This window comes from Duganella sp. GW821-FHT07G03 (assembly GCF_059418605.1).
Genome location: NZ_JBWKQE010000012.1, coordinates 95,831 through 110,542, shown reverse-complemented (window position 1 = coordinate 110,542; position 14,712 = coordinate 95,831). Strand labels below are relative to the sequence as shown.

Sequence of the window (14,712 nt, the reverse complement as noted above, 5' to 3'; positions counted from 1 at the left end):
TCTATGTTTCCAAAGTGTCTTTTTTAAATTCTGCCGATGCGACGAGCCAGCGTGTAAAAAAAACCGACAGGTCCATGCTTACCAGGACGCCAGCATCGCCTTCACCTCGGCGCGTTGCGGGAAGTCTTTGTTGGCGGCCAGCAGTTGTTCGAACTGGAGCCGCGCGGCGCGCTTGTCGCCGGACTTCATCAGCGCCAGGCCGAGGTGGTAGCCGATGTCCGGCACGTCGGGCGTCAGGGTCCTGGCTTGTTTCAGCAAGGGCAGGGCGCGGCCCGTTTCGCCTTGCTCCAGCAGGATCCAGCCCAGGGTGTCGAGGATGCTGGGATTGGCGCCGGCCAACTGGTAAGCCCGTTCGGCGGTGGCCAGCGCGCGTTGGTCCTTGTCCTGCTGGTAGGCCCAGGCCAGGTTGTTGAGCGCCACCGCATTTTTCGGGTCTTGCTGGACGATGGCCTCGAATGAACTGATCGCCGGCTTGTAGCGTCCGGCCGCCAGATCGGCACTAGCCTGGTAGAAGCGGAAGCTGGGATCGCTTGGATGTTGCTGCAACCATTGGGCGGCATGCAGGCCCGCTTCCCTGGTTTTGCCAGCCAGGAGCAGGGCCTGGTGGATCTTGATCGCCAGCGGCGGCAGCTGGCTCATCTTGTATGCCCGCTCGTAGGCGCGCAGCGCGTCTTGCGGTTTGTGCTGGGCCATCCAGATGTCGCCCTCCAGCGTCAGCCCCGCTGGCAGCTCGGGTCGCTGGCGCTGCACGGTTTGGGCGATGGCGAGCGCTTCCGCGTAGTTCTTGCCATCGACCAGCAAGGTCGTCGCCAGCACCTGGGCTTCGAACCAGTCTTCCTTCAAGCGCAAGGCTTTCTTGACTGAATCGAGGGCGCCGTCGTTGTCCTTGAGCGCCACCTTGGCATAGGCGATGCGCAGCTGCACGGCGGCCGACGCCGGCTGCAAGGCGGCCAGCTTGGTATAGCTTTCCAGCCCCGCCTCGTAGCTGCCGTTCGCCGTCTGGATCTGCGCCAGCAGCGCCAGCGCGTCGGGATCGGCGGGATGGCTGGCCTGGACGGTCTGGGCCAGCTTCAGCGATTTTTCCCTGGCGCCGCTGCGCAGGTAAAGCGTCGCCAACTGCAATGCCGGGGTCAGGGCTTCGGGATGGTCGGCGCTGGCGCGTTCCAACCAGCGCACCGCTTCCGCGCTGTTATTCTGTGTCAGCGCCAGCTTGGCCAGGCCCGTCATCAGACCCAGGTTTTTCTTGTCCTTGGCGAGCGCTGCTTCGTAACGCTGGCGGGCACGTTCGGGCTTTTTTTCCACCAGGTCCATTTGCGCCAGATTGTCGAGCGCCGGCAGGTAGGCCGGGTCCAGCGCCAGCGCCTGCTCGAAGCCGGCGCGCGCGCCGGCCAGGTCGTGCTTGGACAAGAGGATGCCGCCTTTCAGATTTTGTACCAGCGGATTTTTGCCGTCGTGTTTTTCCATGGCCGCCACCGCCAGCAGCGCCTTGTCGTATTCCTGGTTGCGCAAGTGGGTCATCGCCAGCAGGATGCCGGCCTTGCCGTTCTTGTCATCCAAGGCGGTCGCCTGTTCCAGTTCGGCCACCGCGCGCGCCGATTCGCCGGCGCCCAGGCGGCTCAATCCCAGCGACGTGTGCAAGCTGGCCGCTTGCGGCGCCAGATCGCTGGCGGCCTGGAAGTAGTCGGCCGCCTTGGCGAAATGCCGGCCCTGCATCTGCGCCTGTCCCGCCAGGGCCAGCAGTTCCACGTCCGTCTGATTGGCCTCCAGCAGCGGCCCCAGCACGGCGATCGCGTCGTCGCTCTTGCCGCTTTTCAAAAGGATGCCGGCCAGGCGCTTGCTGGCGTAGACATGGCGCGGATTGGCGTCGAGAAATTTGCGCAGCGTCAGCTCGGCCTCCAGATATGAGCCCATGGCCGTTTGCACGGACCCCATCAGGAGCAAGCTCGGCATGTGATCGGGCATCACCCTCAAGATCAGCTGCAAGGCATCGCGCGCCGCCGGATACCTTGCTTCCTGAAACTCGAGCAAGGCCTGGGTGTACAGCACCGGCAGGTTGTTGGACGAGATCTTGCGGGCGGCATCGATTTCGGCGCGGGCCTCGGCCAGTTGTTTGACCTGGATCAGCAGGGTGGCGCTATCGATATGGGCTTGCGAATTGTTGGGCTGGAGGGCCAGGATTTGCTTGTATGCCAGTAGCGCCGCCGCGGTTTTTCCTTGCATGCGCAACAGGTCGCCCTTGAAACGCAGGCAGTCGATATTGTCGGGATGCTTGGCCAGCGCGCGTTCGATATGTTGCGAGGCAAGGTCGAGGCGGTGCGACAGGGCGGCGATCCTGGCCTGGCCCAGCATGGCGTCGGCCAGGTCCGGGTTTTTCGCCAGCATATCGTCGAACAGCTGCCGGGCCTGCGCGGTGTCGCCCAGGCTCAGGTAGGCGTTGGCCCGCAGGACCAGCAGCTCCGTCTGATGCGGGCTGGATGGATCGGGTTTGATGTCGTCGAGCAGCTTCTTGAATTGCCCTTGCATCAGCATCACCTTGCCCAGGCGGGGCATGATTTCCGCCGCGGCCATGCCCAGCGCCTGGGCCTTGCGCACTTCTTTCTCGGCAGATGCGGCATCGCCCGCTTCGATATAGACCTCGCCCAGCAGCAGGCGGGCGCGCGCGTTGTCGGGGGTTTTCTGCAGCGCGTTTTTCAGCTCGATGATGGCCGCCTTGGTCTCGCCCTTGAGGCGGTATTGCCGGGCTTGGGCCATCAGGCTGTCGGTGTCGCGCGCGCTGTTGCAGGCGCCCAGCGTCAGCGTCAGCAGCATCAGGGCCAGACGCGCTGCGCGGCCGCGCCGGCCGGTCGAATTTTTGCTGGATCGTATCATCGAGGTCTCCTGGACGTGGGGGCACCTCGACGATCTTAGGTCGCAATATGGACCTCGGCCTTACGCTTGATCAAGCCAGCGTGGCGTAGGCGGTCCTGATGTAAGCGAGCATGGCGGGGGTGATCCAGGTGCCGCTCAGCAGCGCGGGTTCCTGCTCGTGGGCGGCGCGGATCTTGGCCAGTGTGGCCGGGTCGCCGCCGATCTGCGCCATGTAAAGCGTCATCCAGCGCTGCGCCAGCGCCTGCGCCGACGGCGCGTCGTGGGCGACGCCGTCCTCCAGATGCTGATGCACGCCGGCGATCAGCGTCATCCACTCGTACTGGTGCTTGCCGCTGTTGTCGCGCATGGTGCGCATTTCATCGGGATCAAGGTAGCGCGCGTAGATGCCCAGCTTGCGCGCGCCCAGCGCGGTCGACACATATTCCTTCATCGCCGGCGTGATGCGGGTTTGCTGCTGCACCGTGAGCTCCTGGTCCAGCATGTCGGTGATGCGCAACGCGAGTCCGGGATGGGCGTTGGTATCGTGTTGCAGCGCCTGCATCCAGCGCTCCGCCAGTTCGCCCGCGCGCGGATCGTCCGGCGGCGCGCCTTGCGCCATCAGCGCTAGCACCTCGTCCACCAGCGCGGCCCAGGCGGCATGGCTGCGCGCGTCCTGTTGCCAGAAGGGCAGGCGCTTCAACTCTTCGCGGGTGAAATATTTGTCGTACAGGTCCATCTGCTCCAGCGTTTCCAGCCAGTCGGACAGCTCGGGACTGCGGCCGCTGCCCAGCACGTGCTGCAGTTGCACCAGTTGTTCGCGCAGCGCCGCCGCCTGTTCGATCTGCTGGCCCAGCGCGGCGATCTGTTGCGCGACGATGTCGGCAAACGGCGCGTCCGGGCTGGCCAGGAAGGTGGCGATATCGGCCAGCGACATGCCGAAGCGCCGCAGCGTCTGGATCCGGTGCAGGCGCGCGACGTCGTCGCGGTTGTACAGGCGGTAGCCGGAATCCGCGCGGGCCGACGGCGTCAACAGGCCGATGCTGTCGTAGTGGTGCAGCGCGCGCACCGTCAGGCCGGAGCGCGCCGCCAGTTCGCCGATTTTCAGGACCGTGCTGTCGTGATGTTCTTTCATGGGCGCCAGTGTACGACAGGCGCGCAGTCTCAGGCCAGCGCGTCCTTTGGCAGCTTCAGCAGCAAGGCCAGCAGCGCGGCCAGTTCGGCGCGCATCTCGCGGCGGTCGACGATCATGTCGATGGCGCCGCGTTCGAGCAGGAACTCCGGCCGTTGATAGCCCTCCGGCAAGGTCACGCCCAGCGTGCTCTTGATGACGCGCGCGCCGGTGAAGGCGATCAGCGCCTTCGGCTCGGCCAGCACCAGGTCGCCCAGGAAGCAGAACGAGGCCGAGATGCCGCCCGAGGTGGGATCGGTCAGCACCGACACAAAGGGCAGCTTCTTCTCCGCCAGCTTGGCCAGCATGGCGGTGGTCTTCGCCATCTGCATCAGCGACAGCAGGCCCTCCTGCATGCGCGCGCCGCCGCTGGCGGTGATGCAGATGAAGGGCACATGCTGGTCGATCGCCGCCTGCACGCCACGCACAAAGCGTTCCCCCACCACCGACCCCATCGAGCCGCCCATGAAATCGAACTCGAAGCAGGCCACCACCACCGGCACCGACAGGATGGCGCCGCTGACGACGATCATGGCGTCGGTTTCGCCGGTCGCTTCCATCGCTGCCTTCAGGCGTTCGGTATAGCTCTTGCTGCCCTTGAACTTGAGCGTGTCGACCGGCAGCACTTCCTGGCCGATCTCGTGCCGGCCGCCGGCATCGAGCAGCGCGTCCAGGCGGCTGCGGGCGCGGATGCGCATGTGGTGGCTGCATTTGGGGCAGACCTGCAGGTTCGCTTCCAGGTCGGCGCGGTACAGCACCGCCTCGCAGGCGGCGCATTTGATCCACAGCCCGGCAGGGATGGACTGCCGCTGTTCGGCGCCGCGCTTGATACGCGGCGGGAGGAGTTTTTCTATCCAGCTCATTGCATGCTCCGTCACGATAATGCATGTAGCGTACAGCCTGACGCAGCGTCAGGCTCAAGCGAAATCGTACTCGCCTACTCGGAACTGCGCGGATGCAGGCTGGCCCACAGGTGGGCGGCGGCCATGGTGCGGTGAGGGCTGTATTGCGCCAGGATTTTCTCGGTGCGCGGCATGTCCGGCTTGCTCTCTTCGCCCAGCAGGTGTTGCAGCGCGGCGCGGATCGCGACGTCGCCGTGCAGCGAACAGTCGGCATAGCCGTAGCCGCGCAGCAGCCCATAGTTGACGGTCCACGGGCCGATGCCCTTGACCGCCAGCAGCGCCGCCGACACCTGTTCGATGCTGTTCGACGGCGACAGCTCCAGCGGCAGCTCGCCGCCGGCGACCAGGCCGGCCAGGCGCAGCAGCGTTTCCGCCTTCGCGCGCGAGAATTTGCGGCTGGTCAGGTCGTCGATGTGCAGCCTGGCCGCGTCTTCGGCGGCGGGGTAGCACCACAAGCCGCTGCTGTGCTGGCGGCCGGCCTGCAGGATGAAGGTGCGGCGCAGCGCGATCGCGAACGACAGGTTGATCTGCTGGCCGATGATGGCCCAGGTCAGCGCCTCGAACACGGTGGCCGATTGGACGATGCGCAGGCCGGGCTGGGCGCGCGTCAGCGGCCCGAACATCTGGTCTTTGGCGGCGAAGGCGATGAACGGCTCGGGATCGATGCGCAGGCCGAGGATGCTGAGCGCCGCCTCGCGCACCTGTTCCTGCGCGGCCTTGGACAGCGGGCCGTCGGCATGCACGGTGCAGCTGGCGCTGGTGGGCGCGGCGGGGCGGTCGGGCACGATCTCCAGCACCACCGGCACGCCGGCGATCAGCATGCCCTTGCGCAGGCGCTCGGGGCTGACTTGTTCGGCCACGCTTTCGGCGTCGCGGCTGTGGAAGGCCAGTACGTCATGCAACCGGTAGTTGACCGGCAGCGGCAGGGTGTAGGGCTTCACGCCGCCTTGGCCTTGTTCAGGAAACCGAAGCCGGGACGGAAGCCGGTCACCAGCGCGGTGCCGGTGATGACGATGGCCGCGCCGACGAAGGTGTACCAGCCGACACTCTCGCCGAGGAACAGCATGCCCCACAGGATGCCGAACAGGGGGCTGAGGAAGGTCACGGTCAGCGCCGACGACGGGCCGACGTCCTGGATCAAACGGAAGTAGATCAGGTAGGCCACGCCGCTGCACAGCACACCGAGCGCCAGCACCGCGCCCATGATGCCGATGGTCGGTTCCCCCGGCGCCGGGAAGAACGGCAGCGCCGGCAGCACCAGCAGCGTCGAGGCCCACATCGAGCCGTGCGCGTTGGAGAACGGTTCGACCGCCTTGGCCTGCTTGGCGTAGTTGCTGGCGATGCCGTAGTTGAAGGAGGCGAACAGCACCGCCGCGATGGCGATGCCGGCGCCGGGCTTGGTGGTGACGTGGTCGAAGCCGACCAGCAGCGCCACGCCGCAGGCGCCCAGCAGCAGGCCCAGCATCACCTTGGCGCTGACCATGTGGCGGGTCCAGACGGCGGCGATCAGCGTGCCCCACAGCGGCGTGGTGGCGTTCAGCACCGCCAGCAGGGAGGCCGACAAGGTGCGCGCGGCGAAGGCGAACATCAGGAACGGCAGCGCGGAATTGAACAGGCCGAGGATCAGGTAGTGCTTCCAGTTCTGGCGCAGGTTCAGCGGCTTTTTCAGCGCCAGCGCGATGATCGCCAGGAACAGCGACGCGAACAGCACGCGGTACTCGATCAGCACGGCGGCGCCCAGCACCGGCGCGGCGATGCGCATGAACAGGAAGGAGCCGCCCCAGATGGCGGCGAGGAAGATCAGGCGTAACAGGTTGGCGGTGCTCATGCGGATTCCAGTCGGTGAACGGTGGCGCTATTGTCCCGCAGCCGCTGGCTGCGTGCTAGCCGGTTCTTGCTGTTGAATTGTCCGTGCTTGCGCTTTTTTACACGGCGCCGATGTCCACTGCGCAGGCGTTCTCGCCGGGCGCGGTGGGCGTGGCGGCGTGCGGGATCAGCATCGCGGTCGGCACGCCGTTTTTAATCGCGGTCATCTCGGCCAGGATGGAGATCGCGATCTCGGACGGCGTCTTGCTGCCGATGTACAGGCCGATCGGCCCGTGCAGGCGCGCCAGCTGTTGCGGCGTCAGGTCGAATTCCAGCAGCCGCTCGCGGCGCTTGCTGTTGTTCAGCCGCGAACCGATGGCGCCGACGTAGAACGCGTCCGACTTCAGCGCCTCCATCAGCGCCAGGTCGTCCAGCTTGGGATCATGGGTCAGCGCGACGACGGCACTGCGGCGGTCCAGCTGCATGGCCAACACCGTATCGTCGGGCATGTCGTGCACCAGCTGCACGCCGTCGACCTGCCAGCCGGCGCGGTATTCCTCGCGCGGATCGCAGACGATGACGTGGTAGTCCATGGCGGTGGCGATCTGCGCCAGGAAGCGCGACAGCTGGCCGGCGCCGATGATCAGCAGCCGCCAGCGCGGGCCGTGCAGGCTGACCATGGCGCGCTCGCTGACCTGCATCTGCGCGCCCGGCGTGGCCCTGGACAGTTCCACCTCGCCGCTGTGCAGGTCCAGGCGGCGCTGCACCAGCTCGTGCCGCTCCAGCCGTTCCAGCAGCTCGGCCACGCGGCTGCGCGCCGACAGCGGCTCGATCGCCAGCTCGATGGTGCCGCCGCAGGGCAGGCCGAAACGGTGGGCTTCGTCGGCGGTGATGCCATAGCTGACGATCTCCGGCACGGTGCGGCGTATGCCTTCGTCGCGCACGCGGGCGATCAGGTCGTCCTCGATGCAGCCGCCGGAGACGGAGCCGATCACCGTGCCGTCTTCGCAGATGGCCAGCGTGGCGCCGATCGGACGCGGACTGGAGCCCCAGGTCTTGATGACGGTGATCAGTTCGCAGCGGCGCCCGGCGGCGATCCAGGCGGCGCTGGTTTTAAGTACTTCGAGGTCGATGCTGTCCATGGATGGAATATACTACGGCTCTCTAAAGCTTGCAGGAACTGCCATGACCACTCCCAAGGAAGACGACGGCTCGCCCAAATTCGGCCGCCTGCTGATCGTGCTGATACTCGCCGTGCTGCTGTGCGCGGGCCTGACCTGGCTGATGGGGAACGTGTTCCCCAACTTTCCGGGCTAGCCTATTTGCACACGGCTGACAGCGCGTTGTCGAACGGGCTGTCCGGCACGATGTCTTCCGGGTTGAACTTCTCGTATTTGTAGTTTTCGACCGGTTCCCCCTTGCCCATGGCCTCGGGGTAGAACACCTGCGACAGCAGCACGGTGGTGCGGTCTTCGCAGGAATACAGGTGCAGCGCCTTGACCGAACGGTAAGGCTTGCCCTCGGGCGTGGTTTGCGGCTTGCCGAAGCTGCGCATCGACCACACCTTGCGCGTCTTGTCGGCCTTGATGATGCTGGCCTTGTCGATGTAGAAGACGCCGGCGCCGTCGCCCTTGACCTTGGCCCACTGCGCCGCGTGGGCCCAGCTACACATCAGTATCAAGATGATTGCTAACAGGCCCGGCTTGTTCATGGCGGCTTCTCCGAGTTACGGCACCAGTGGCTTCTTGGCCGCCTGCTTGCCCTTGATTTCGGCGATGGTCTTGTCGATCACCGACAGGCGATAGTTTACGGCGGGGTGGATGGCAGTATACCCGTTTAGCACCGTGGCGGGATATTGGCCCGCCATGCGCTGCCAGAAGGCGTGCGCGTGGTCCAGGCTGTAACCGGCGCGGGCCACCATGTACAGGGACAGGTAGTCGGCCGCTGCATCGAGTTCCTGCGGCATCGGCCGCACGCCGGCGGTGCCGATCAACATCGTCAGGTCGGGCCGCACGGACACCAGGTTGTCGATGATGCTGCCGACGTTGTAGGCCGAACGGGTGGTGGCGGCGTGGCCCAGCACATTGTGGGCGATGTCCTTGGCCAGCACGTAGGCGATGGCTTCGTCGCTCTGCGCGAAGTTGACCATGCCGCGCGTGATCATCACGCGCTGGCCGTCCGAGTAGGAATTGATATTGTCCGAGTTGCCGATGTCGATCTTGAAGGCGCAGGCGCGCGTGACCGGCACGTTGAGCGCCTGGTTGCGGCCATCGCGGGCGACGATCAGGTTGAGTGTCTGGTGGCCGGAGACCAGCGGGCCGAGAATGCCGGCGGCCTGGGTTTCGGCATTCAGGCCGGTGGGCAGGGTCTTGCCCTCGGCGGCGACCAGGCCGTCGCCCTTGCGCAGGCCGGCGCGCGCACCGCCGCTGCCGGCCAGCACGCTGGCCACTTCCAGGCGGTCGCCGTAGTTCAGCACCGCCTGCGCGGCGTCGACGAATTCGCCGGTGTAGGAGTATTTGTTCTTGGCGGTGAAGCCGAGCAGGTTGCGCGCCTGCGTGCGGCACAGGTCCGCGTTGTTGATCAACAGCGGGCCGGCGATGCGGTACAGGCGGTCCTGCAGGGCCACCATCTGGCTCAGGGCATCGCGCGCGGCGGCCATCTTGGCGGTGACCACCGGCGCCTCTTCGTTGATGACGCGGGCCACCACCGGTTCGGCCGGCGCGGGTGCCGGCTTGGATTGGAAGGTCGAGCAGGCCGACAGCAGCGATGCCGCCGCCAACAGGGACAATGAGGCGTATTGATTGATCTTGTTTGTCTGCTGGACCATCCAGGGTCTCCGTTTGTTTTTGTTAGTGTTTGCCGGTGCTGCCGAAGCCACCTTCACCGCGCTCGCTGTCGCCGAATTCTTCGACCACGTTGAAGCCCACTTGCAGCACCGGTACGATGATCAGCTGCGCCAGGCGTTCCATCGGATTCAGCGTGAAGGCGCTGTGGCCGCGGTTCCAGGTCGAGATCATCAGCTGGCCCTGGTAGTCGGAGTCGATCAAGCCTACCAGATTACCCAGCACGATGCCGTTTTTGTGGCCCATGCCGCTGCGCGGCAGGATCATGGCGGCGTAGCCCGGATCGGCCACGTGGATCGCCAGGCCGGTTGGTATCAGCACGGTTTGTCCGGCTTCGATGACCATCGGCGCATCGATGCAGGCGCGCAGATCGAGGCCGGCGGAACCTGGCGTGGCGTAGGCCGGCATCTGGTCTTTCATGCGCGGGTCGAGGATTTTGACGTCGATGTTTTTCATTTATTTGGCAAATAGAGAGTGCTGGGAGATCCGTTTGGAGATCTCCGAAATCAATTGGCGCGCCAGCGTCAGTTTGTCGGCGCGCGGCAGTATGGTGTGGCCGTTTTCATCGAACAGGATGATGGTGTTGTCGTCCTGGCCGAAGGTGTGGTGACCGATATTCCCTACTAGCAGGGGGATGCCTTTTTTCTCGCGCTTGTCGGCGCCGAACTGCACCAGGTTTTCCGATTCGGCGGCGAAGCCCACGCAGTACGGATGGCCGGCCAGCGTGGTGCGCGCGGCGACGCCGGCGAGAATGTCCGGGTTCTGTTCGAACTTCAAGTCCGGCACCGAGCCGTCCGGGTTCTTCTTCAATTTCTGTTCGCTGGCATTGGACACGCGCCAGTCGGCCACCGCCGCCACCGCGATGAAGATGTGCTGGTGGTCGACATTGGCCATCACCGCGTCGTGCATTTGCAGCGCGCTCTGGACGTTGATGCGCTGGACGCCGAACGGCGCCGGCAGCGCCGTCGGGCCGGACACCAGGATCACTTCGGCGCCGGCTTCGCGCGCGGCGCGCGCCACGGCGTAGCCCATCTTGCCCGAGGACAGATTGGTGATGCCGCGCACCGGGTCGATCGGCTCGAAGGTCGGGCCGGCCGTGATCAGGATGCGTTTGCCCGCCAGGACTTTCGGCTGGAAGGAGGCGATCAGCTCTTCGAGCAGCTGCGCCGGTTCCAGCATGCGCCCCATGCCCACTTCGCCGCAGGCCTGGTCGCCGGAGGCGGGGCCGAACAGCACGATGCCATCGTCGCGCAGCTGCTGCGCGTTGCGCTGGGTGGCGGGGTTCTGCCACATCTCCACGTTCATGGCCGGCGCCAGCAGCAGCGGCACCAGGCGCGGACGCGCCAGGCACATGGTCGACAGCAGGTCGTCGCAGACACCGTGCGCCAGCTTGTACATGAAGTCCGCCGAGCAGGGCACGACCAGGATGGCGTCGGCGTCGCGGGTGACGTCGATGTGGGCCATGTTGTTGTCGACCCGCGGGTCCCACTGGCTGCTGAACACCTTGTTGCCGGACAGCGCCTGCATGGTGACGGCGGTGATGAAGTGGGCGGCGGCGTCGGTCATCACCACCTGCACCGAGGCGCCGGCCTTGGTCAGCGCGCGACACAGTTCCGCCGCCTTGTAGCAGGCCACGCCGCCGGTCAGGCCGAGGACGATTTTCTTGCCGGTCAATTCCATCATGCTCTACTCCAGTTAGTGCGAGTTTATTTATTCACCCGGCGCAGCTCATCGAGGATGAACAGCGCCGCGCCGATGCAGATGGCCGAGTCGGCGATGTTAAATGCCGGGAAGTGGCCGAATCCGCTCCAGTGGAAATCGAGGAAGTCGACCACATGGCCGTAGAGCACACGGTCGATGACGTTGCCGATGGCGCCGCCCAGGATCAGCGACAGCGCCCACGAGAACATGCGCTGGCTGCCGTGTTTTTTCAGCAGCACGATGATCCAGGCCGCCGCGCCCAGCGCGATGGCGGTGAAGAAGTAGCGCTGCCATCCGCCGCTGTTGGACAGGAAGCTGAACGCCGCGCCCTTGTTATACGCGAGCACCAGGTTGAAGAAGGAGGTGATGATTTTCTCTTCACCGAGCTGGAAGGTCTTGGTGATGGTGATCTTGGACAGCTGGTCGAACAGGATGACGATGGCGGCAATGCCCAGCCAAGGCGTCAGGCTGGCCGAGGATTTGGTTGGAAAGATTTTTTTGGTGGCCATAAAATTTCAAGTTGGTTCGTGGCGACGGCGCCGCCGCTCCCGGTGGGAACGGCGGCCCTCATATTAAGCGAACTGGCGTTTTTCGCCCGCACCGAACAGATTGCTGTGGCAACGGCCGCACAGGGTAGGGTGGTCCGCATGCGAGCCGACGTCGGCGCGATAGTGCCAGCAACGCTCGCACTTTTCGGCCGTGGAGGCGCTCACTTCGACCGCTTCATCCGCTTCGCTTTCCACCTGCACCGCTTTGGCGGCGGAGGTGATGAAGACGAACTTCAGGTCGTCGTCCAGGCTGGCCAGCAACTGGTACTTCTCGCCGGCGGCCTTGATGGTCAGTTCCGCCTGCAGCGAGGAGCCGATCGCGCCCGAGGTGCGCACGTCTTCGAGCTGCTTGGTGACGTCGGTGCGGACCGCGCGCAGGGCCGTGTACTTGGCCAGCAGCGCCGCCGCGTCGGCCGCTTCCGGCAGCGGCCACCAGGTTTGCGTGAAGATGGTTTCGTCGCTGGCCTGGTAGGCCTCTGCGCCGGCGAAGATCGCCCATGCCTCTTCCGCCGTGAACGACAGCGCCGGCGCCATCACGCGCAGCAGGCTTTGCGTGATGTGCCACAGCGCGGTCTGCGCCGAGCGGCGCGCAGGCGAGGTGACGGCCGTGGTGTACAAACGGTCCTTCAGCACGTCCAGGTAGAAGCCGCCCAGGTCTTCCGAGCAGAAGTTCTGCAGCTTGGAGTAGATCGGCTGGAATTCATACTGCATATAGTGCTCGGCGATTTCCGCCTGCAGCGCCGCCATGTTGGCGACGGCGTAGCGGTCGATCTCCAGCATGTCGTCGATCGCCACCGCGTCCTTGGCGGCGTCGAAGTCCGACAGGTTGGCCAGCAGGAAGCGCAGCGTGTTGCGGATGCGGCGATAGGCTTCGGTCACGCGCTTGAGGATCTCGTCGGAGATCGACAGCTCGCCGGTGTAGTCGGTGGTGGCGATCCACAGGCGCAGGATGTCGGCGCCCAGCGTGTCGGAGATTTTTTGCGGGGCCAGCGTGTTGCCCAGCGATTTGGACATTTTCTTGCCCTCGCCGTCGACCGTAAAGCCGTGGGTCAGCAGCGCCTTGTACGGCGGGGCGCCGTTCAGCATCGAGGACGTCAGCAGCGAGGAGTGGAACCAGCCGCGGTGCTGGTCCGAACCTTCCAGATACAGGTCGGCGGGGAAGGCCGACTGCTCCTTGTGCGAACCGCGCAGCACGGTCTGATGGGTGGTGCCGGAATCGAACCACACGTCCAGCGTGTCCTTGTTCTTTTCGTAGACGGCCGCCTCGTCGCCGATCAGGTCTTTCAGGTCCAACGCCTGCCAGGCGTCGATGCCGCCTTTTTCGATCAGCTTGGCCACCTGCTCCAGCAGTTCCGGGGTGCGCGGATGCAGTGCGCCGGTCTCCTTGTGGATCACGAAGGCCATCGGCACGCCCCACTGGCGCTGGCGCGACAGGGTCCAGTCCGGACGGTTGGCGATCATGCCGTGCAGGCGCGCCTTGCCCCAGTCCGGGAAGAACTTGGTCTCGTCGATGCCCTTCAACGCGGTTTCGCGCAGCGTGTGGCCGCCGTCCTTCGGTTTGACATCCATGCCGGCGAACCACTGCGAGGTGGCGCGGTAGATGATCGGCGTTTTGTGGCGCCAGCAGTGCATGTAGCTGTGGTCGAACATCTTCACTTCGAACAGCGCGCCCGCTTCCTTCAGCGCGTTGCAGATCGGCTTGGAGGCTTCCCAGATCGTCATGCCGCCGAACAGCGGCAGCGAGGAGGCGAATTTGCCGTCGCCCATCACCGGGGTCAGGATGTTCTCGTCCTTCATGCCGTGCGCGCGGCAGGAGATGAAGTCGTCCAGACCGTAGGCCGGCGCCGAGTGGACCACGCCGGTGCCGCTTTCGGTGGTCACGTATTCGGCCAGGTACATCGGCGACAGGCGGTCGAAGAAGGCGTCCGACGCGTGCAGCGGGTGGCGGAAGCTGATGCCGGCCAGCGCCGCGCCGTGGCAGGTGGCGATGGTGGTGCCTTCGAGCTTGTAGCGCGCCAGGCAGGCTTCGACCAGGTCCTGGGCCAGGATCAGCAGCAAAGGCTGGCCGTCACGCTCGGTCTGCACCAGCGAGTAGATCACCTCGGCGTTGACGTTCAGCGCCTGGTTGGACGGGATGGTCCATGGCGTGGTGGTCCAGATGACGATGAAGCCGTTCTCGGTCGGCAGCTTATCGAGGCTGAAGGCGGTGGCCAGCTGGTCGAATTCGGCGAACTTGAAGCCGACGTCGATGGCCGGATCGCGCTTGTCCTGGTATTCCACTTCCGCCTCCGCCAGCGCGGAGCCGCAGTCGAAGCACCAGTTGACGGGCTTCAGGCCGCGGTAGACATAGCCTTTTTCCAGCAACTGGCCGAGGGCGCGCAGTTCGTCGGCCTCGTTCGAGTAGTTCATCGTCAGGTAGGGATTATCCCACTCGCCCAGCACGCCCAGGCGGATGAAGTCCTTGCGCTGGCGGTCGACCTGCTCGGTCGCGTAGGCGCGGGCCTTGGTCAGCACCTCGGCGGTCGGCAGGTTCTTGCCATGCAGTTTTTCGATCTGGATCTCGATCGGCATGCCATGGCAGTCCCAGCCCGGCACGTAGGGCGCGTCGAAACCGGCCAGCGAGCGTGACTTGATGACCATGTCCTTGAGGATCTTGTTGACGGCGTGGCCCAGGTGGATGTCGCCGTTGGCGTACGGCGGGCCGTCGTGCAGGATGAACTTCGGACGGCCGGCGGCGGCCTTGCGCACGCGCTCGTAGATCTTCTTGTCTTGCCATTCCTTGACCCAGTTCGGCTCGCGCTTGGCCATGTCGCCGCGCATCGGGAACGGGGTTTCGGTCATGTTGACCGGGTATTTACTTGCAGGCTTTTTTGCAGATTTGTTGTCGGACATGGTTA

Annotated in this window: 13 protein-coding genes; 1 reads left to right on the top strand and 12 read right to left on the bottom strand. The window is 65.2% G+C overall.

Annotated elements, in window-relative coordinates:
• Positions 1 to 78: 78 nt before the first annotated feature.
• The 6 genes from prsT to AC07OK_RS16915 form a co-directional block, all read right to left on the bottom strand.
• Positions 79 to 2,868 (bottom strand): XrtA/PEP-CTERM system TPR-repeat protein PrsT, encoded by a 2,790-nt coding sequence (gene prsT / locus AC07OK_RS16940; protein WP_494691407.1) that lies wholly within the window; start codon positions 2,866 to 2,868, stop codon positions 79 to 81.
• Between the two features lie 70 nt (positions 2,869 to 2,938).
• Positions 2,939 to 3,979 carry a MerR family transcriptional regulator gene (locus AC07OK_RS16935; protein WP_494691406.1) on the bottom strand — a complete coding sequence of 347 codons (1,041 nt, stop codon included), beginning with the start codon at positions 3,977 to 3,979 and terminating at the stop codon, positions 2,939 to 2,941.
• 29 nt (positions 3,980 to 4,008) lie between these two features.
• Positions 4,009 to 4,878, bottom strand: coding sequence for an acetyl-CoA carboxylase, carboxyltransferase subunit beta (gene accD / locus AC07OK_RS16930; protein WP_494691405.1), 870 nt, complete (start codon positions 4,876 to 4,878; stop codon positions 4,009 to 4,011).
• 74 nt (positions 4,879 to 4,952) lie between these two features.
• Complete coding sequence (locus AC07OK_RS16925) at positions 4,953 to 5,858, bottom strand: DNA-3-methyladenine glycosylase family protein (RefSeq protein WP_494691404.1); 906 nt, start codon at positions 5,856 to 5,858, stop codon at positions 4,953 to 4,955.
• The gene (locus tag AC07OK_RS16920; protein WP_494691403.1) at positions 5,855 to 6,745 is read right to left on the bottom strand and encodes a DMT family transporter; all 891 of its coding nucleotides are present in this window, start codon (positions 6,743 to 6,745) and stop codon (positions 5,855 to 5,857) included. Before AC07OK_RS16920 ends, AC07OK_RS16925 begins: the two co-directional genes overlap by 4 nt.
• A 97-nt stretch (positions 6,746 to 6,842) precedes the next feature.
• A complete protein-coding gene (locus AC07OK_RS16915; protein WP_494691402.1) occupies positions 6,843 to 7,865 on the bottom strand; it encodes an XdhC family protein in 1,023 nt (340 codons plus the stop codon).
• A 43-nt stretch (positions 7,866 to 7,908) separates the two neighbouring features.
• On the opposite strand from AC07OK_RS16915, the gene AC07OK_RS16910 reads away from it, so the two are divergent.
• Complete coding sequence (locus tag AC07OK_RS16910) at positions 7,909 to 8,040, top strand: hypothetical protein (protein ID WP_020701555.1); 132 nt, start codon at positions 7,909 to 7,911, stop codon at positions 8,038 to 8,040.
• 1 nt (position 8,041) lies between these two features.
• Here the strand turns inward: AC07OK_RS16910 and AC07OK_RS16905 are convergent, their stop codons facing one another.
• The 6 genes from AC07OK_RS16905 to ileS form a co-directional block, all read right to left on the bottom strand.
• Positions 8,042 to 8,434 carry a surface-adhesin E family protein gene (locus AC07OK_RS16905; RefSeq protein ID WP_494691401.1) on the bottom strand — a complete coding sequence of 131 codons (393 nt, stop codon included), beginning with the start codon at positions 8,432 to 8,434 and terminating at the stop codon, positions 8,042 to 8,044.
• A 15-nt stretch (positions 8,435 to 8,449) separates the two neighbouring features.
• Positions 8,450 to 9,550 carry a M48 family metallopeptidase gene (locus tag AC07OK_RS16900; RefSeq protein ID WP_494691400.1) on the bottom strand — a complete coding sequence of 367 codons (1,101 nt, stop codon included), beginning with the start codon at positions 9,548 to 9,550 and terminating at the stop codon, positions 8,450 to 8,452.
• 22 nt (positions 9,551 to 9,572) lie between these two features.
• Entirely contained in the window at positions 9,573 to 10,022 is a 450-nt protein-coding gene (gene dut / locus AC07OK_RS16895) for a dUTP diphosphatase (RefSeq protein ID WP_008451445.1), read from the bottom strand.
• Positions 10,023 to 11,246, bottom strand: a complete 1,224-nt coding sequence (gene coaBC / locus AC07OK_RS16890; RefSeq protein ID WP_494691470.1) for a bifunctional phosphopantothenoylcysteine decarboxylase/phosphopantothenate--cysteine ligase CoaBC — start codon at positions 11,244 to 11,246, stop codon at positions 10,023 to 10,025.
• Between the two features lie 26 nt (positions 11,247 to 11,272).
• Positions 11,273 to 11,776 carry a signal peptidase II gene (gene lspA, locus AC07OK_RS16885; RefSeq protein ID WP_217942070.1) on the bottom strand — a complete coding sequence of 168 codons (504 nt, stop codon included), beginning with the start codon at positions 11,774 to 11,776 and terminating at the stop codon, positions 11,273 to 11,275.
• Between the two features lie 63 nt (positions 11,777 to 11,839).
• The gene (ileS, locus tag AC07OK_RS16880) at positions 11,840 to 14,707 is read right to left on the bottom strand and encodes an isoleucine--tRNA ligase (protein WP_494691399.1); all 2,868 of its coding nucleotides are present in this window, start codon (positions 14,705 to 14,707) and stop codon (positions 11,840 to 11,842) included.
• Between the last annotated feature and the right edge of the window lie 5 nt (positions 14,708 to 14,712).